This is a genomic window from Sphaerisporangium flaviroseum (genome assembly GCF_039537005.1).
Taxonomy (GTDB): Bacteria; Actinomycetota; Actinomycetes; order Streptosporangiales; family Streptosporangiaceae; genus Sphaerisporangium; species Sphaerisporangium flaviroseum.
In genome coordinates, this window is sequence record NZ_BAAAZR010000002.1 from 17,591 (window position 1) to 34,743 (window position 17,153).

General features: G+C 70.6%; 17 protein-coding genes. 9 read left to right on the top strand and 8 right to left on the bottom strand.

Annotation, left to right across the window (positions count from 1 at the left end; genetic code table 11):
* Positions 1–5: 5 nt before the first annotated feature.
* The 5 genes from ABD810_RS06360 to ABD810_RS06380 all read right to left on the bottom strand — a co-directional run bounded on the left by ABD810_RS06360 (position 6) and on the right by ABD810_RS06380 (position 4,434).
* Positions 6–938: an ACP S-malonyltransferase gene (locus ABD810_RS06360; RefSeq protein ID WP_344935489.1), complete on the bottom strand. Its 933-nt coding sequence runs from the start codon at positions 936–938 to the stop codon at positions 6–8.
* A 117-nt stretch (positions 939–1,055) separates the two neighbouring features.
* The gene (locus ABD810_RS06365; RefSeq protein WP_344937528.1) at positions 1,056–2,165 is read right to left on the bottom strand and encodes a PucR family transcriptional regulator; all 1,110 of its coding nucleotides are present in this window, start codon (positions 2,163–2,165) and stop codon (positions 1,056–1,058) included.
* 105 nt (positions 2,166–2,270) lie between these two features.
* Positions 2,271–2,720: a DUF350 domain-containing protein gene (locus ABD810_RS06370; RefSeq protein WP_344935491.1), complete on the bottom strand. Its 450-nt coding sequence runs from the start codon at positions 2,718–2,720 to the stop codon at positions 2,271–2,273.
* A 96-nt stretch (positions 2,721–2,816) separates the two neighbouring features.
* The gene (locus ABD810_RS06375; protein ID WP_344935493.1) at positions 2,817–3,971 is read right to left on the bottom strand and encodes a glutathionylspermidine synthase family protein; all 1,155 of its coding nucleotides are present in this window, start codon (positions 3,969–3,971) and stop codon (positions 2,817–2,819) included.
* 1 nt (position 3,972) lies between these two features.
* Positions 3,973–4,434 (bottom strand): hypothetical protein, encoded by a 462-nt coding sequence (locus ABD810_RS06380; RefSeq protein ID WP_344935495.1) that lies wholly within the window; start codon positions 4,432–4,434, stop codon positions 3,973–3,975.
* Between the two features lie 175 nt (positions 4,435–4,609).
* Between ABD810_RS06380 and ABD810_RS06385 the strand changes: the two genes are divergently transcribed.
* Together ABD810_RS06385 and ABD810_RS06390 are read left to right on the top strand one after the other, a co-directional pair.
* Positions 4,610–5,632 carry a PHP domain-containing protein gene (locus tag ABD810_RS06385; protein ID WP_344935497.1) on the top strand — a complete coding sequence of 341 codons (1,023 nt, stop codon included), beginning with the start codon at positions 4,610–4,612 and terminating at the stop codon, positions 5,630–5,632.
* Positions 5,633–5,743: 111 nt separating this feature from the next.
* The gene (locus ABD810_RS06390) at positions 5,744–6,466 is read left to right on the top strand and encodes a helix-turn-helix transcriptional regulator (RefSeq protein WP_344935499.1); all 723 of its coding nucleotides are present in this window, start codon (positions 5,744–5,746) and stop codon (positions 6,464–6,466) included.
* Between the two features lie 115 nt (positions 6,467–6,581).
* Here the strand turns inward: ABD810_RS06390 and aceE are convergent, their stop codons facing one another.
* Positions 6,582–9,338 carry a pyruvate dehydrogenase (acetyl-transferring), homodimeric type gene (aceE, locus tag ABD810_RS06395; protein WP_344935502.1) on the bottom strand — a complete coding sequence of 919 codons (2,757 nt, stop codon included), beginning with the start codon at positions 9,336–9,338 and terminating at the stop codon, positions 6,582–6,584.
* A gap of 365 nt (positions 9,339–9,703) precedes the next feature.
* Here aceE and ABD810_RS06400 point away from each other — a divergent pair, with 365 nt between their 5' ends.
* The 4 genes from ABD810_RS06400 to ABD810_RS06415 all read left to right on the top strand — a co-directional run bounded on the left by ABD810_RS06400 (position 9,704) and on the right by ABD810_RS06415 (position 13,423).
* Positions 9,704–10,267 (top strand): hypothetical protein, encoded by a 564-nt coding sequence (locus tag ABD810_RS06400; protein ID WP_344935504.1) that lies wholly within the window; start codon positions 9,704–9,706, stop codon positions 10,265–10,267.
* Between the two features lie 96 nt (positions 10,268–10,363).
* The gene (locus tag ABD810_RS06405) at positions 10,364–11,410 is read left to right on the top strand and encodes a peptidoglycan-binding protein (protein WP_344935507.1); all 1,047 of its coding nucleotides are present in this window, start codon (positions 10,364–10,366) and stop codon (positions 11,408–11,410) included.
* Positions 11,407–12,156, top strand: a complete 750-nt coding sequence (locus tag ABD810_RS06410) for an ABC transporter ATP-binding protein (protein ID WP_344935509.1) — start codon at positions 11,407–11,409, stop codon at positions 12,154–12,156. Before ABD810_RS06405 ends, ABD810_RS06410 begins: the two co-directional genes overlap by 4 nt.
* 37 nt (positions 12,157–12,193) lie before the next feature.
* Entirely contained in the window at positions 12,194–13,423 is a 1,230-nt protein-coding gene (locus ABD810_RS06415; RefSeq protein WP_344935511.1) for an ABC transporter permease, read from the top strand.
* An 83-nt stretch (positions 13,424–13,506) separates the two neighbouring features.
* Here the strand turns inward: ABD810_RS06415 and ABD810_RS06420 are convergent, their stop codons facing one another.
* Both ABD810_RS06420 and ABD810_RS06425 read right to left on the bottom strand, forming a co-directional pair.
* Entirely contained in the window at positions 13,507–14,169 is a 663-nt protein-coding gene (locus ABD810_RS06420; protein ID WP_344935513.1) for a response regulator, read from the bottom strand.
* Positions 14,166–15,800 carry a HAMP domain-containing sensor histidine kinase gene (locus ABD810_RS06425; protein WP_344935515.1) on the bottom strand — a complete coding sequence of 545 codons (1,635 nt, stop codon included), beginning with the start codon at positions 15,798–15,800 and terminating at the stop codon, positions 14,166–14,168. The genes ABD810_RS06420 and ABD810_RS06425 overlap by 4 nt, the downstream gene beginning before the upstream one ends.
* A gap of 122 nt (positions 15,801–15,922) precedes the next feature.
* On the opposite strand from ABD810_RS06425, the gene ABD810_RS06430 reads away from it, so the two are divergent.
* The 3 genes from ABD810_RS06430 to ABD810_RS06440 all read left to right on the top strand — a co-directional run bounded on the left by ABD810_RS06430 (position 15,923) and on the right by ABD810_RS06440 (position 17,098).
* Positions 15,923–16,117 carry a DUF1918 domain-containing protein gene (locus tag ABD810_RS06430; RefSeq protein ID WP_344935517.1) on the top strand — a complete coding sequence of 65 codons (195 nt, stop codon included), beginning with the start codon at positions 15,923–15,925 and terminating at the stop codon, positions 16,115–16,117.
* 10 nt (positions 16,118–16,127) lie between these two features.
* The gene (locus ABD810_RS06435; protein ID WP_344935519.1) at positions 16,128–16,535 is read left to right on the top strand and encodes a secondary thiamine-phosphate synthase enzyme YjbQ; all 408 of its coding nucleotides are present in this window, start codon (positions 16,128–16,130) and stop codon (positions 16,533–16,535) included.
* Between the two features lie 134 nt (positions 16,536–16,669).
* Entirely contained in the window at positions 16,670–17,098 is a 429-nt protein-coding gene (locus tag ABD810_RS06440; protein WP_344935521.1) for a DUF3052 domain-containing protein, read from the top strand.
* The last annotated feature ends 55 nt before the right edge of the window (positions 17,099–17,153 follow it).

The following is a 17,153-nucleotide window of genomic DNA, read 5'->3' on the forward strand; positions in this document are numbered from 1 at the left end:
GATCCTCACTGGGCGGTCTCCTTGCTGATCACGGCGCGGGCTGCCGCGAGATCGTCGGGGGTCTTGAGGGGCACCGTCGCGATGCCGCGAAGCGCCCGCTTGGCCAGGCCGGTGAGAGTGCCTCCGGGCAGCAGCTCGATCATGGCCGTCGCGCCCAGATCGGCCATCGTGGCCATGCACCGGTCCCAGCGGACGGGGCGGCCGACCTGGTCGATCAGCCGCTCGACGAACTCGGCGCCGGTCGCGACGGCCGCGCCGTCCGCGTTGGACAGCAGGGTCGTGCGGGGGTCGCCCAGGGGGAGGCCGGCGGCCTCGGCCCGCATGTGCTGGACCGCGGGGGCCATGTGGCGGGTGTGGAACGCTCCCGCCACGGCCAGCTTGATCAACCGGGCGCGGGCCGGGCCGTCGGCCGCGAAGGCCTCAAGCTGCTCGGTCGTGCCGGCCGCGACGATCTGCCCCGCCCCGTTGATGTTGGCGGGCGTCAGGCCGTGACGCTCGATCGCCGCGAGCACCTCGGTCTCGTCACCGCCGAGCACGGCCGTCATGCCGGTCTCGGTCACGGACGCGGCCTTGGCCATGGCCTGGCCGCGCTCGCGGACCAGGGCGACGGCCTGCTCGGGGGTGAGGACGCCGGCGATGGCCGCGGCGGTGAACTCCCCGACGCTGTGCCCGGCGGCCAGGCCGGGAAGGGCGTCTTCGGGGAACCCCGTGCCGAGCAGTTCCTCGGCGACGGCCAGGCCGGCGGCTACCAAGAGTGGCTGCGCGACGGCGGTGTCACGGATCTCGTCCGCGCCGGCCGTGGTCCCGTAGGAGATCAGATCGAGGCCGGCGATGTCCGACCATGCGGACAGCCGGTCACGCAGACCGGGGATCTCAAGCCACGGAGACAGGAAGCCGGGCGATTGGGCACCTTGGCCGGGAGCGACGATGACGAGCACAAAATCCACCATGCCCTGTAGGAGTTCACCACACTGCTAATGATCCGTACGAACTTTGTCGGGGGGTCTTTGTAGGAAACCTCCAGTAGCGGTTTCCGGACCGTTACCGAACCCGATTTACGTTACGGTTGCTCGCGAGAGCCGCCCGAGGATCAGGCCGACCTGCAACGTGAAGGCGGACCTTCCCTCGGTCGGCAGGTAGCCCGTCAGCTCCGTGATCTTCTTCAGACGGTAACGCACTGTGTTCGGATGCACGAACAACAGACGTGCCGTGGCTTCCAAAGATGTCCCCTGCTCCAGGTAGGTAGCGAGTGTGTCGAGCAGCGGAGTGCCCTCGAGGGGCTTGTAGACGTTCTCGATCAACTGTACCCGCGCGTCGTCGTCACCGTCGATCGCCCGCTCGGCGAGCAGGTCCTCGGCGAGGACCGGCCGGGGGGCGTCCGGCCATCCCGTAGCCGCCCGCAGGCCCGCCGTGGCCGCGCGGGCCGAGCGGGCCGCCGCGTGCAGGTCGGGGACCTCGGGGCCGATGACGATCGGGCCCGGCCCGAAGCGGGGCACCACGTGCCTGGCCGCGTCCTTGATGCTGTCGGCGCCGCCCACGATGACGATCAGACGGTCACCCTGCACGCCGGCCAGCAGGTCCTGGCCGAGACGCCGGCCCTTGTCCCGCATGCCGTCTATCACCGTCTGCGGGTCCACGTCGGGGGCGTACCCCGCCAGCACCACGACGGGGGAGGACGTCCAGCCGAGCGCCGCCGCCCAGGAGTGCAGCCCGTCGTCCACCTCGCCGCGGACGAGCGCGTCCACGATCAGGGCCTCCAGGCGCGCGTCCCACGCGCCGCGCACCTCCGCCTCGCGGGCGTAGACGTGCGCGGCGGCGAACGCCACGTCGCGGGTGTAGCGCAGCATCGCCTGCCGTAGAAGCTCCTCGCCGCCGGGCGCGGCGAGCTCCTGGACCTCCGCCTCCACCACCTCGACCACGACGCGGACCAGGTCGACCGTCTGCTGCAGCGACACCGAGCGCTTCAGCTCCCGCGGCGCGGTGCCGAAGATCTCGATGCTGGGGGTGGGCCTGCCCTCGTCGGCGTGCTGGAACCACTCGACGAAGGCGGCGATGCCGGCCTGGGCCACCAGCCCGACCCAAGAGCGGTCCTCCGCGGACAGCGCGCGGTACCACGGCAGCCGGTCGTCCATCCGGGTCATCGCGGCGGTGCCGAGACTCCCCATCGCTCGCTCGAGCCGCCGCGCGGTGTCCTCACGTACCCGGTCGTTCACATCCCTAGGGTGCCAGGTCAACGCGAGTGCGACAGCCGTACGCGGGCCGGTGGTGCTCTATATCACCGCGACGGCGGTGATGAGCCCGATCACGACGTGGGTGACGCTGAGCAGGACGGCGCCGGGCTGCAGTTTCGGCTCCTTCGCCAGTTCCCGTACGGAGATGCCCGCGACGCGGTCGAAGAGCAGCATGCCCAGCGTCTGCACGGCGATGCCCACGACGCCGAACACCAGCGTGGCGAGCAGGCCCTCCTGGAGCACGCCGCCCGAGGACCAGATGGAGGCCGCGACGATCAGCCCGATGGCCGTGAGCCCGGAGGCGGTGAGCAGCGTGGCGTTGGGGTTCCGATCGGTCTTGATGATCTTGCTGAGCCGGCCGGGGATCGCCATGTCGATCACGTAGAAGCCGGCGACCAGCAGCAGGACGCCCAGGATCGCGTACGCGAGGATGGCCAGGGCCCCTCGTCCGAGCGCCTCTCCCAGCGGGCCGGCGAGCGCGATGATCATTGGTTTCTCCTTGCACGTACGGGTGGCCAGGCTCGCGGGGGGCGGGCTCAGAGGACGATGCGGGGTGCCGGCTCGGAAACGCGCGGTGAGGACGGCTCAGGGGATGATGCGGTGGGGGACGAAAGAGGATGAGTCATCGGTGATCAGACCCGAGGTCTCCCGGATGCCGAGCCCCGCCGCCTCGTCCCCGACGACCCAGGCGCCGAGCACCGGGCGCCAGCCGTCGAAGTCGGGCAGCGCGCGGAACTCCTGGTAGACGTAGCCTTCGGCGCCGTAGTCGCCCTCGGTCCGCCGCGTGCCTTCCGGGGTGACGACGCGCATGCTCGCGCCTTCCCTGCCGAGCAGCGGCTTCTCGATGTGGGCGGGCAGGTCGCGAGGGCCGTCGAGGTAGGCGGGGAGCAGGTTCGGATGGCCGGGATACATCTCCCACAGCAGGGCCAGCAGCGCCTTGTTGGAGAGCACCATCTTCCACAGCGGCTCGATCCAGGTCATGGAGATCTGCTGGCCGACCGCCTGCGGGCCGAACGGGTCCGCGACCGCCCACTCCCAGGGGTAGAGCTTGCACAGCGTCCGGATCACCCGCTGCTCCAGGTCGGCGAAGCGCATGCGCCCGGGATCCCACCCGATGTCCTCCATGGCGATGGCGACGGTGTCCAGGCCCGCCTGGTCGGCGGTTTCCTGCAGGTAGCCGAGCGTCATCACCTCCTCGCCGGTCTCGTCCATGTTCGTCCATGCGAAGTGGGCCGGGCCGCTCTGGAGCGGAAGCTCCTTCCACCGGTCGACCAGGCGTTCGTGCAGCGAGTTCCACTGGTCGTCGTCCGGATGGACGTCCTTGAGCCAGAACCACTGGATCAGCGAGCTCTCGACGAGGCTGGTCGGGGTGTCCGCGTTGTACTCCAGCAGCTTGGCGGGCCCGGTGCCGTCGTAGCGCAGGTCGAAGCGGCCGTAGACATGCGGGTCCCGGCGCCGCCAGGACGCCTCCACCCCCGGCGCGACCCACTGGGGGATCGCGAAGTCGCGGTAGCGGCCGTGGGCGACCACGTGCTCGACCGCTTCCAGGCACATGCCGTGCAGTTCCTCGACCTGGCTCTCCAGGTCGAGGATCTCCTGCATGGTGAAGACATAGTGGGTGCTCTCGTCCCAGTAAGGACGCGTCAGGTCCACCGGGTGCGCGGACCGGTGGTAGGCCAGCCCCTGCGACTCGATGATCTTCTCCCAGCCGTCCCGCGGTGCCGAGGTCAGGCGCCGCATGTCAGCTTCCTCCGTGGCCGCGGCCACCGAAGCCGCCGCGCTGGAGCACCGAGCCGGAACGGCTGCTGATGTGCGCGGTGGCGGGCCGGATGGTCGTGCCCCGAAGGACGCGCCCGGCCTGTCGCACGCCCCCGTAGTACCAGCCGTAGGCGCCGTGTGAGCCGAGGTGGCCGCGCGGGCGGTCGTCGTCGCAGTCGTCGTCGTCCACGACCTGGTACGACCCGTCGGCCTGGCGGCTGTTGAGATCGACGCAGTCGGCGGTGACCTGCTCGGCGAACCTGTCCTGGGCGGCGCAGAACCCGAGCACCAGAGTCGAGAGCAGGCCCATCGTGCCCAGGGTGACCATGCCGGAGGACAAGCCCTTGCCCTTGCCCTTGCCGGCCGGGGGCCTGCCGCCTGACCCGGCCATCCGCTGGGACAGCGGGTGGGGTGGTCGGCCGGGCTCAGGCTCGGGTTTCGCCATCGGTTTCCATCTCTCGAAAAAGTCTGCACAGCGTACCGTTTGGACCGGTCAACGCAGGCGTCGGCAGCAAAGTTTCCAAAAGCCTCAATATCCGGATTTGTCGCCTATAGCAGCACCGGGGCGCAGGCGACCGGCGGCATGCGGCGGAGGCCTTCCGCCGGGTAGGTTCGCGGGTGTGGAGCCGGTCGAAGCGCTGAAGAGGATCGCCTTTCTCCTGGAGCGGGCGGGAGAGCCCACCTACCGGGTGCGGGCCTTCCGCCGCGCCGCGTCCACCGTCGCGGAGATCCCTCCCGAGGAGCTGATACGGCTCGCGCGATCGGGAGGGCTCTCCGAGCTTAAGGGCATCGGCAAGGTCACCGCCCTGGCGATCACCGAGGCGCTGGACGGCGCGACCCCCACCTACCTGCGCCGCCTGGAGGACACGGCGGGCCTCGACCTGGACGAGGCGACCGCCGCCCTGCGCGCCGCCCTCAGGGGCGACCTGCACAGCCACTCCGACTGGTCCGACGGCGGGTCGCCCATCGAGGAGATGGCGGCGGCCGCGCGGGACCTCGGCCACGACTACCTGGCCCTGACCGACCACTCGCCGCGCCTCACCGTGGCCAACGGGCTGTCCCCGGCGCGGCTGCGCGAGCAGCTCGACGTCGTCGCCGCGCTGAACGAGAAGCTGGCGCCCTTCAGGATCCTGACCGGCATCGAGGTGGACATCCTGCCGGACGGGTCGCTCGACCAGGAGCTCGAGCTGCTCGACCGGCTCGACGTGGTCGTCGCGAGCGTGCACTCCAAGCTCAGGATGGACGCCGAGGACATGACCCGGCGGATGGTCGTGGCCGTGGCCGACCCCCGGGTCGACGTGCTCGGCCACTGCACCGGGCGCATCGTCCGGGCCGACGGCCGGCGAGGCGGCCTGCGCCCCGAGTCGGACTTCGACGCCGAGATCGTCTTCGAGGCGTGCCGCCGGTTCGGCGTCGCCGTGGAGATCAACTCCCGTCCCGACCGGCTCGATCCGCCGAAGCGGCTGCTGCGGACGGCGTACGAGATGGGATGCGTGTTCTCGATCGACTCCGACGCCCACGCCCCGGGCCAGCTCGAATGGCAGCACTACGGGTGCGCGCGGGCCGTGCAGTGCGGCATCGAGCCCGAACGGGTGATCGACACCTGGGCCCTCGACGACCTGATGGCCTGGACCACCGCGTAGGCCGGGCACTGGACCACCGCACAGGCCGGGGCACTGCATCCCCGCGTAGGCAGGGCAATCGGATCCCCGCGAGCCCGGGCAAATGTCGGTGCCCCGGCGTAGCTTCGGGATGTGAACCGAACCGATCGGCTCTACGCTCTCGTCGAGGAGCTGCGCGCGATCTCCCCCCGGTGCCGGTCCGCACGCGAGCTGAGCGACCGTTTCGAGGTGAGCGTCCGCACCATCGAGAGGGACATCTCGGCTCTCCAGCAGGCGGGCGTGCCCATATACGCCGAGGCCGGCGGCCACGGGGGCTACGCCATAGCGAAGGCGACGTCCCTGCCCCCGCTCAGCTTCACCCCCGACGAGGCGGTGGCCGTGGCGGTCGCGCTGAGCCGGACCGGTGAGCAGCCGTTCGCCGCCGACGCCCGCAGCGCGCTGCGCAAGCTGGTGGCCGCCATGCCCGTGCCCGAGGGGATGCGCTCCAGGGAGCCGGCCTCCCAGGTCGACCCGATCGGTGAGATGGAGGCGCCCGACGCCGCCGAGGGCAGGGCCGCGGTGGCCCGCGTCATCGAGGAGGCGTTGCAGGACCGGCGGGTGCTGCGCATTGTTTACGTCGACCGCGCGGGCGCGTCCACCGAGCGAGACGTCGAGCCCGGGGTCTTCATCGGCGGGCGTGGCGGTTTCTGGTACCTCGTCGGGTGGTGCCGGCTCAGAGAGGACGTCCGGGTCTTCCGGCTCGACCGCATCGCCGCCGCGGCGCTGACGGGCGAGCCCGCGCACCCACGGCGGCAACTCGACGAGTACGCCCCCGACATCCCCGACCTGGTCTCCCGCGACCCCGCGCTCGGGTAGGCGCGGGGCTTCGCCAGGGCCGAGGGCCGGGCCGGAGGTCGCGGGCCCGCCCGCGTGAGACGCGGCAGGCCCCCGCGCACGGTCGCGCGGAGGCCTGCCGAGGCCCGATGGAAGGTCAGACCCCCATCGACTGCGTCTCGTTGCTCTCCGGGGTCGGCTGTGCGACGACCTCGGTGACGCCGTTCTTCAGGTGGTAGCGCGCGATGGCGTCGCGCAGGACCTCCTGCTTGACCTCGCCACGCTTGACCAGCTCGGTCAGCACGGCCAGCGTGATCGACGCGGCGTCCACGTGGAAGTGGCGGCGCAGCGCCGAGCGGGTGTCCGACAGGCCGAAGCCGTCGGTGCCCAGGGAGCTCCAGTCGCCGGGCACCCACCGGGAGATCTGGTCGGGCACGGCGCGCATGTAGTCGCTGACGCCCACGAACGGGCCGGGCACGTCGGTCAGCACCTGGGTGACGTAGGGCACGCGCTGCTCGTTCTCGGGGTTGAGCAGGTTGTGCTCCTCGCAGTCGAGCGCGTCACGACGGAGCTCGGTCCACGAGGGCGCCGACCAGACCTCGGCCGCGACACCCCACTCCTCGGCCAGCAGGCGCTGCGCCTCGAGGGCCCAGCGACCGGCGACGCCGGAGGCGAGGATGTTCGCCCGGGGACCCTCGATGTCGGGGGCCTCCGCGAACCGGTAGAGCCCCTTGAGCACGCCCTCGACGTCGAGGTTCTCGGGCTCGGGCGGCTGGGGGTAGGGCTCGTTGTAGACGGTGAGGTAGTAGAAGACGTCCTCGGGCTGCTCTCCGTACATGCGGCGGAGGCCGTCCTTGACGATGTGGGCGATCTCGAAGGCCCAGGCCGGGTCGTACGACACGGCCGCGGGGTTGGTCGAGGCGATCAGCGGCGTGTGGCCGTCCTCGTGCTGGAGGCCCTCGCCGTTGAGCGTGGTGCGCCCGGCCGTGGCTCCCAGCAGGAAGCCGCGGCCCATCTGGTCGCCGAGCGCCCACATCTGGTCGGCCGTGCGCTGGAACCCGAACATCGAGTAGAAGATGTAGACCGGGATCATGTGCTGGCCGTGGGTGGCGTACGCCGAACCCGCGGCGATCACCGAGCCCATGGAGCCCGACTCGCTGATGCCCTCGTGCAGGATCTGGCCCTCGACCGACTCCTTGTAGGACAGCAGCAGGTTGCGGTCGACCGCGTCGTAGGTCTGCCCGTGCGGGGAGTAGATCTTGGCCGTCGGGAACATCGCGTCGACGCCGAAGGTGCGGGCCTCGTCGGGGATGACCGGCACGAAGTAGGCGCCGATCTCCTTGTCGCGCATGAGGTCCTTGAGCAGGCGGACGAACGCCATGGTCGTGGCGACGTTCTGCTTGCCCGAGCCCTTCTTCAGGTCGGCGTAGACCTTGTCGCCGGGCAGCTTCAGCGGCTTGGCGCGCGTGACGCGCTTCGGCAGGAAGCCGCCGAGCGCCGCACGGCGCTCCCGCATGTAGGCGATCTCCTCGTCGTTCTCGCCCGGGTGGAAGTACGGCGGCAGCTCGCCCTCGAGGTCCTTGTCGGGGATCGGGAGGTAGAGCCGGTCGCGGAACTCCTTCAGCTCGGCCTTGGACATCTTCTTCATCTGGTGCGTGGCGTTACGCGCCTCGAAGTCCTTGCCGAGGGTCCATCCCTTGATGGTCTGGGCGAGGATGACCGTGGGCTGGCCGACGTGCTCGCGTGCCGCCTTGAAGGCCGCGTACACCTTGCGGTAGTCGTGGCCGCCACGCGACAGCTTGCGGATGTCGTCGTCGGAGAGGTGCTCGACCATCTTGCGCAGCCGGGGGTCGTCTCCGAAGAAGTTCTCCCGGATGTACTCGCCGGACTCGACGGAGTAGGTCTGGAACTGCCCGTCGGGGGTGGTGTTCATCTTGTTGACGAGCACGCCGTCGACGTCGGCGGCCAGGAGCTGGTCCCACTCGCGGCCCCACACCACCTTGATGACGTTCCAGCCGGCGCCGCGGAAGTACGACTCGAGCTCCTGGATGATCTTGCCGTTGCCCCGTACCGGTCCGTCGAGCCGCTGCAGGTTGCAGTTGATGACGAACGTGAGGTTGTCGAGCTCCTCGCGGGAGGCGAGGCCGATGGCGCCGAGCGACTCCGGCTCGTCCATCTCGCCGTCGCCGAGGAAGCACCACACGTGGCTGCGGCTGGTGTCCTTGATCTTCCGGTTGAGCAGGTAGCGGTTGAACCGTGCCTGGTAGATCGCGCCGATCGCTCCGAGGCCCATGGAGACCGTGGGGAACTCCCAGAAGTCGGACATCAGGCGCGGGTGCGGGTAGGACGGCAGTCCCTTGAAGCCGTGGGACAGCTCCTGCCGGAAGGCGTCGAGCTGCGACTCGTTCAGGCGGCCTTCCAGGAACGCCCGGGCGTAGATGCCCGGAGCGGCGTGGCCCTGGATGAAGACCTGGTCACCCGACTCGCCGTGGTCCTTGCCGCGGAAGAAGTGGTTGAAGCCCACTTCGTACAGCGACGCGGCGGAGGCGTAGGTGGCGATGTGGCCACCGACGTTGGTGCGGGCGTTGGCCCGGGTCACCATCACCGCGGCGTTCCACCGGGTGTAGGCCCTGATGCGCCGCTCGACGTACTCGTCGCCAGGGAACCACGGCTCCCGCTCCGGCGGGATGGTGTTGATGTAGTCGGTGCTTCGCAGGCCGGGAACCCCGACCTGGTGCTCTCTGGCCCGCTCGAGCAGGCGCAGCATCAGATAGCGGGCGCGGCTGCGACCCTCCGTCTTGACGACGGTGTCAAGTGACTCGAGCCACTCTTGGGTCTCGCTGGGATCGACATCAGGCAGCTGGCTGGGTAGGCCGTCGCTGATGATCGAGAAACGCTGGCGTCCGGAAGCCACTGGGTCTCGCCTTCCGAGGATGGACTGGTAAGCCTCTTCTTCGATGTCTAGGTCGTCTTCCATCCTGGCTGCTTACACCGGAAAGTGCATCTCTACCGCCCGGTAACCAAGATGTCCCTGCTGGCAGGGGCATAACTGTGGCCTAGACCACCGATGGTAGGACGATTCTCCCGGCAAGCAATAATCCACACGAAACCGGGGGTCCGTCCCCGCCCCGATTTGGGGGGTACTCAGGGTTCCCGCACTTCACTGCCTCCCCCGGGAGAGGGACTTCCAACCCCGCCCCGGCGCGATGTGCGGCAGGTTCCCGCCCGGAAGCCTTGAGAGTACGGCCTCTACCAGGGTCGTCCATCTCGGAGGCGTTCATGGATAGCAGATTCAGGATCATAGCGGTCGGTATCTGCCTGCTGGGGGTGATCGCCGGCTGCTCCGGGAGCCCTCCGGCGGCGGGCGGCGCCGATACGGCGGCGAGCGCCACCGCCACGGGAGCGTCCAGCGGCGGGCCGCACGCGGAGATGGCCATTCTGCGGGAGTTCGCCCAGTGCGTCAGAAGCCACGGCACGCCCGCGTTCCCCGATCCGATCACCGACGCGCGAACGGGATTCCCGACCTTTCCCCAGAACGCGCCGGACATCAAGGAGAAGGACGTGGCCCCGGCGTGCAAGGACATCCTGCGCCGGTTGCCGGCGGACGCCAAGAGCGTACGCGCGCCGTCCGCGCAGTACATGCAGGGACTGATCAAGTACGCCCGCTGTATGCGTGCGAACGGCCTGCCCGACTGGCCCGACCCCGACGCGACCGGCGCCTTCCCGCTGCCCCAGCGCCTGCTGGACCAGGGCAAGCGAGGCTTTCTCCAGCAGATGCGGGCATGCGCGAAGGAGAACCCCGATCCCGACAAGAAGCTCCGCATCGCCGGGGACGCCAAGTGACCCCGCGGACCGGTCGGCACGGACCGATGCCTCGGCTCCCCGCACGCCGGATCTCCTCACCGACCGGCCACGCGGTCAAGGACCTGGTGTGTTGCGGTGGCTAGGCCGTTGAGGGCCTCGCTGGCGGGGGTGGTGCTCCTCGGCCTGGCCGGCGGCGGCTGGGTTCTGCTCCGCGACGAGCCCCCCGCCGTGACCGTGGGCCCGGTCACCACCGGCACCGTCCCGGTGACCATGGGGGACGTGGCCCAGCGCAGGCAGGTGAACGGCACGATCACCTATGACGGCGCCTACTCGGTCAACGGCGGTGGAGGGGTGGTCACGCGGCTGCCGAGGATCGGGGCGACGATCACCCGCGGGCACGCGCTCTACGAGGCGGACGGCCGGAAGGTCCCCCTGATGTACGGTCCCCGTCCCGCCTGGCGCCCGTTCACGCTCGGCATGACCTCCGGGCCCGACGTCGAACAGCTCGAACGCAACCTCCGGGCACTGGGCCACACCGGATTCACCGTGGACCGCCACTACAGCCTCTCCACCTACCACGCCGTACGCAGGTGGCAGCACGACGCCCGCCTGCCGGTCACCGGGACCGTGCCGCTCGGGCAGGTGGTCTTCCTGCCGGGGCCGCTACGCGTGAGCGGCCACGACGCGCGGCCGGGGACAGCGGCGACGGGCGTGGTCCTGCACGGGACCAGCGCGACGCCCGTCGTGTCGGTGCGACTCGACCCCGCCATGGCCCCGTCCATCCGCCGGGGCGACAAGGTCGTGGTGACCCTCCCGGACGGCCGTACGCGCAAGGGGAAGGTCGTACGGATCAGCGCGGTCGCCGTGGCGGTTCCCGGCGAGCAGGGCGACCAGGCGCAGTCGGCCGTCCCGATCACCATCCGGCTCACCGGCAAGCCGGTGAAGACGCTCGACCAGGCGCTGGTCCCGGTGGACATCACCGTTGACCAGCGCAAGAGCGTTCTCACCGTGCCGATCGTCGCCCTGCTCGCGCAGCCGGGCGGGAAGTTCGCGGTCGTGACGGTGGCCGGGAGCCGCCGCACCACGGTCCCCGTCGAGACCGGGCTCTTCGACGAGACCACCGGCGTGGTGGAGGTCTCCGGCGTCGAGGAGGGCGCCCAGGTGGAGGTTCCCGGCCCATGAGACATCCTGGCCTCATAGGCGGGCCCGTGCTGAAGCTGGACGAGGTGCGGAAGGTCTACCCCGGTGAGCCGCCGGTGGAGTCCGTACGGGGCGTCTCGCTGGACGTGAGGGCCGGGGAGATGGTGGCCCTCCTCGGCCCGTCGGGCTCGGGGAAGTCGACCCTGCTCCACCTCATGGCGGCGCTCGACCGCCCGACCTCCGGTTCCGTACGGCTCGCCGGGTACGCCGTCGAGGAGTACGGGGACCGCCGGCTGGCGGGGCTGCGCGCCCACCACGTCGGGGTGGTCTTCCAGCGGTTCTTCCTGCTGGACAGCCTGACCGCGCTGGAGAACGTGGCCACCGGGCTGCTCTACCGCGGCGTGCCCAGCGCCGAGCGCCGCCGCCTGGCCGCCGACGCGCTGGCCAGGGTCGGGCTCGGGCACCGGATGAGACACCGGTCGGCCAAGCTCTCGGGCGGGGAACGGCAGAGGGTCGCGATCGCCCGTGCCCTGGTCGGACGGCCCTCGATCGTCTTCGCCGACGAGCCCACGGGCAACCTGGACTCCGCCACCGGAGCGGAGATCATCGCGCTTCTTCGGGAGCTCAACGAACAGGGGACGACTCTCATGATCGTCACACATGATCCGGACATCGCCGCCGCCTGCCCGCGGCGGGTGGAGCTCCGCGACGGCCAGATCGTCAGCGAGCACCGAGACGAGCACCGCACGGGCGGCCCCGGGCACGACGCCGAGAGGGGCACCGCATGAGCGGCCCCGCGCGGCACGGCGCCGAGAGGGGCACCGCATGAGCCGCTCCGCGATGACGCCGGCGGAGACGGCGGCTGTTCCCTTCAGCCGGATGCGGGCCGCGGATCTGCTGCCCGTCGGGACCCTGGGACTGCGGGCGCGACGGCTGAGGGCCGTGCTGTCGGCGCTGGGCATCGCGATCGGCATCGCCTCGATCGTCGCCGTTCTCGGCGTCACCCGCTCCAGCCAGGCCTCCCTGCTCCAGCAGATAGACCAGCTCGGCACCAACCTGATCACGGTCGCGAACGGCAGGGACCTCGGCGGCGCCGAGGCGCGGCTTCCCGTCGACGCCACGCGGATGATCCGCCGCGTCACCGGGATCACCAGCGTCGCCCCCACCACCCAGCTGACCGAGCAGAACGTCTACCGCAACCAGCTGGTGCCCGTGGGCCAGACCGGGGGCCTCGCCGTACGGGCGTGCGACCCGGCTCTGCTGGCGACCCTCGACGGCAGGGTCAGGCAGGGCCGCTTCCTCGACGCCGCCTCGGCGCGCTACCCGGTGGTCGTGCTGGGCTACCAGGCGGCCCAGACCCTCGGCATCACCGGTGCCGACGCGGCGACCCGGGTCTGGCTCGGGGGTCACTGGTTCACCGTCTCGGGCATCCTCGACCCGCTGGTCCTGGCGCCGGAGATCGACCGGTCGGCGCTGGTCGGATTCCCGGTGGCGGAGAAGATGCTGGGCTACGACGGGCACCCCAGCCGGCTGTACGTACGGGCACGGCAGGATCAGGTGGACGACGTGGCCGGGCTGCTCGCGCCGACCACCAATCCGCCCAACCCCGAGCAGGTCGACGTGGCCCGCCCATCGGACGCCCTCACCGCCCGGGTCGCGGTGGCGGAGTCGGCCGCCGTCCTCTTCCTCGGTCTCGGGGCGATCGCGCTGCTGGTCGCGGGGATCGGCATCGGCAACATCATGGTGATCTCGGTACTGGAGCGCCGCGGCGAGATCGGCCTGCGCCGGGCCCTCGGGGCGACGCGCCGCCACGTGGCCGGGCAGTTCCTGACCGAGTCGCTCGTGCTCGCGGCGTTCGGCGGGGCCGGGGGAGTGGTGATCGGCTGCGCGGTCACGCTGGCCCTCGCACGAGCGCGCGGCTGGACGGTGCTGGTGCCCGCGGAGGCCCTGTGGGGCGGCTTCGCGGTGGCCGTGGTCGTCGGCGCCCTCGCGGGCCTGTACCCGGCGCTGAGAGCCGCACGGCTGCCCCCGACGGATGCCCTCCGCGCCGTCTGACCGACCGCCACCCTGCGAAGCTCACGGCGTCACCGGCGCTTCGCAGGGTGGCCCAGGCGCTTCGCAGGGCGGGCCCGGCCGATCTACCCCTGCGGGCCGTCGGACTCCAGGGCCTCCTCCAGCGGGACGAGGCCCTGCTGCAGTCCGAAGATCGCGGCCTGGGTGCGATCGGCGACGCCCAGCTTGGCCAGGATGCTCGACACGTGGGTCTTCACCGTCTCCTTGCCAAGGGAGAGCGAACGGGCGATCTCGCCGTTGGAACGGCCCCTCGTCAGCGCCGTGAGCACCTCACGCTCCCGGGGCGTGAGCGCGTCCAGGGGGCCGCGCCGCTCCCCGTGCCGTACCTGGCGCACCAGCAGCGCCGCGATGCCCGGCTCCAGGATGCTGCCCCCGCGCGCCGCGGCTCGTACGGCCTCGACCACCCGGTCCACGGACGTGGTCTTCGGCAGGTAGGACAGCGCGCCGAGACGTACGGCGGCGACCACCCGCTCGTCCTCCTGGAAGGAGGTGAGCACGATCACGGCGGGCCGGTCGGGGCCCAGCTCGCGGAGCACGTCGAGCCCGTCCATACCGGGCATGACCATGTCCAGGAGCATGACGGCCGGCCGCAGCGCCCGTACGGCCGTGAGGGCTCTGGCACCGTTCGCGCACTCCCCGACGACTTCGATGCCCTCCTCCTGATCGAGGACGAAACGCAGGCCCTGCCGCACCACCTCGTGGTCGTCCACGATCAGCACGCGGATCACGTCGCCTCCACCGGGCGTGCGGCCTCGGTCGCCGCAGACGGGAGAAGGAGCCGGGCGGAGGGCTGGGGCTTCGCGATCTGGACCAGGGGGCTCACGGGGGGCGACCACGCGGGGAGGGAGGCGGTGACGACCGTGCCGCCGCCCGGCTCGCTCGTGAGGCGGAAGTGGCCGCCCAGCTCCTCGATCCGCTCCCGCATGAGGCCGAGCCCCATCCCGTGGCTCAGTGGCGCGCAGGACGGGTCGAAGCCGCGGCCGTCGTCGGCGATACGGACATAGACCTCGCGGCCGGTGCGGCGAAGTTGCACGTCTATCACGCCGGGCTCGGCGTGCTTGATGGCGTTGCCCAGCGCCTCCTGGGTGAGGCGCAGGACGGCGTGCTCGGCGGCCGGGGCCAGGGACACGTCCTCGAGGTGGGTGCGCACCGTGATGCCGAGGCGGGCCTCGTAGGCGTGGCACAGCTCCTCCAGCGCCGGGATCAGGCCGGCGTCCTCCAGCGCCACCGGGCGCAGCTCCAGCAGGAGCGCCTGCATCTCCCGCATGGTCCTGGCGGCCGTGCGTTCCATGGTCTCGGCCTCGCGCCGGAGTTGGTCGGGCGCGGCCCTGCGCATGCCCGCCGCGAGCAGGCTGAGGGAGAACAGGTCCTGCGAGATGGAGTCGTGCAGCTCGCGGGCGATCCGGGACCGTTCGGCCTGGCGGGCGTCGGCCTGCGCCGTGAGCCGCTCGGCCGCCACGGCGGCACCGAGCTGTTCGGTCATCCGGTTGAAGCCTTCCTCCAAGCGGCTGACTTCGTCGTTTCCTGACACGGCGACACGGGGCTTGAAATCACCGTCGGCCACGGCGGTCGTGACCTCCGCGAGCCGGGTGATGCGGCTGATCAGCCTGCGCGTGCTCAGCATGCCGAACACCACGCCGACCGGTACGGCCAGTACGAGGACCAGGACGCCCGGCGCGAGCTGGGGGACGACGGAGTCGGCGAAGGAGACGGTGCCCTGGCCGCGTGCCTGGACGTAGACGTATCCGACGGTTCGCAGTGCGGACGAGGACCGCTTGCCGAGGGTGCTCGGATCCCCGGTGGGGATCTTCCCTCCCTTGGGCGGCGGGGAACCGTACGCCGTTGGAGCCAGGATCGGGCTGATCCACCAGGCGGCGCCCTTCGGTGTGCCTTTCCCTCCGCTGCCCTCCACCCCGGCAGGGAGCCTGACCTTCAGCAGGGTCTCCGGTGGATAGGTGCCGGGGGCGGTACTGGCGATGATCCGGCCGCCGGAGTCGAGCAGCAGTTCGACCGGGACGCCGGTCACCTTCTCCGTGGCCGTCCCGGCGGGCGTCCCCAGCCCTTTCTCGGAGGCCTGCGCGTAGCTTCCGAAGCCCGTCTCGGAGGTGGACGCCTTCATCGCCATCGCGAGCATGTTCCGCTGGTCGCCGGGCTCCTCGCCCGCGTACATCTTGGCCGCCGTCACACTAATGATCTTCGCGTCCCTGCCCGCCTGGGCCTGGAGACGCTCGGCGAGATCGGACCCGCTCGCCGAAGAGACGATGAGGCCCAGAAGGATCGCCTCCACGATGAGCACGGCCGCCACGGTGACCACCACGTAGGAGGCGGCCGTCCGCGTCCGGAGCCCGAAGCGCCACATCCTCGCAGAGTAACGTTTCGGTGTTGTTTTCCCCTCCCTCCGCCGGGGGAGGCGCTCCCCCTCTTTCCGTCGGGCGCGAGCCGTACGACCCTGGAAGGGACCCTGAAGAAGGAGGGATCGACATGTACGCGACCATAGGCGACCGGCTCCTTGTCCACGGAACCAACGTGGGTGACAGGGATCGGCCGGGTCTGATCATCGAGGTACGAGGCCCCGACGGATGCCCGCCATACGTCGTTCGCTTCGACGACGGACACACCGGATTGGTGTTTCCCGGTCCCGATGCGATTGTCGTCCCAGTTCAGCGGGGATCATAAGATCCGTTAGGTGAAATCTCAGACGTTCGAGGTGAGTACCGGGACCAGGGAACGAGTGCACGACATCACCCGGCAGTGCGAGGAGTTCGCGCGGTCGTGCGGGGGAGACGGGCTGCTTCATGTGTTCGTCCCCCACGCGACGGCGGGGGTGGCGCTGCTGGAGCTCGGCTCCGGCAGCGACGACGATCTTCTCAGCCTGCTGAGCGATCTGCTGCCGGCCGACGACCGGTGGCGTCACGCCCACGGCTCGCGCGGTCATGGCAGGTCGCATGTGATGCCGGCACTCATCCCGCCGTACGCGTCGGTGCCGGTGCTCGACGGGCGGTTGGCGCTGGGAACATGGCAGTCAGTCGCTATCGTCGACCTCAACGTCGACAACACGGAACGGCGTGTTCGTTTGTCGTTTTTGTCCGACTAGCAGATAACGGTGCGGGTCACCGGTCGTGGCGACCGTTGACGACGATGGGTCACAGCGTGTGGACTGTGCCGAAGCGGCCTCGCAGGGGCCGATAAACCGCATAGGGCGGGGCCATCTAAGCAGGAGGGATAAACGTGAGCGCGACCGCGGGTCAGGCGCAGGGCGAGCGCGGCCTGGCCGAGCGACTCGGTCTGAAGCCGGGTCAGGTGGTGCAGGAGATCGGCTGGGACGAGGATTCCGATGAGGAACTTCGCCAGTCGATCGAGGAGCTGACCGGCAACGAACTGGTCGATGAGGACTCCGAAGAGGTCATCGACGTCGTGCTGCTGTGGTGGCGCGATGGGGACGGAGACCTGTTCGACACCTTGACCAATGCGATGGCCGGGCTGGCCGACGGCGGTCAGATCTGGCTGCTGACTCCCAAGGTGGGACGGGAAGGCCACGTCGAGCCGAGCGACATCGGGGAGGACGCCACCACGGCCGGCCTCTCCCAGACCAGCAGCGTCAGCGCGGCCCGCGATTGGTCGGGCACGCGGCTTGTCAGTCCCAAGGGCCGCCGCTAGAGCTCTTCGATTCGCTTCCCCTGCCGTACGGCTGACACAGGCCGTACGGCAGGAT

What these genes read in the sequence shown, in the direction of transcription:
- ABD810_RS06415 (WP_344935511.1), top strand. Translation starts at nt 12,194, where the DNA reads ATGAGCCGCTCCGCGATGACGCCGGCGGAGACGGCGGCTGTTCCCTTC.
- ABD810_RS06370 (WP_344935491.1), bottom strand. Translation starts at nt 2,720, where the DNA reads ATGATCATCGCGCTCGCCGGCCCGCTGGGAGAGGCGCTCGGACGAGGG.
- ABD810_RS06410 (WP_344935509.1), top strand. Translation starts at nt 11,407, where the DNA reads ATGAGACATCCTGGCCTCATAGGCGGGCCCGTGCTGAAGCTGGACGAG.
- ABD810_RS06400 (WP_344935504.1), top strand. Translation starts at nt 9,704, where the DNA reads ATGGATAGCAGATTCAGGATCATAGCGGTCGGTATCTGCCTGCTGGGG.
- ABD810_RS06365 (WP_344937528.1), bottom strand. Translation starts at nt 2,165, where the DNA reads ATGGGGAGTCTCGGCACCGCCGCGATGACCCGGATGGACGACCGGCTG.
- ABD810_RS06430 (WP_344935517.1), top strand. Translation starts at nt 15,923, where the DNA reads ATGTACGCGACCATAGGCGACCGGCTCCTTGTCCACGGAACCAACGTG.
- ABD810_RS06380 (WP_344935495.1), bottom strand. Translation starts at nt 4,434, where the DNA reads ATGGCGAAACCCGAGCCTGAGCCCGGCCGACCACCCCACCCGCTGTCC.
- ABD810_RS06425 (WP_344935515.1), bottom strand. Translation starts at nt 15,800, where the DNA reads ATGTGGCGCTTCGGGCTCCGGACGCGGACGGCCGCCTCCTACGTGGTG.
- ABD810_RS06375 (WP_344935493.1), bottom strand. Translation starts at nt 3,971, where the DNA reads ATGCGGCGCCTGACCTCGGCACCGCGGGACGGCTGGGAGAAGATCATC.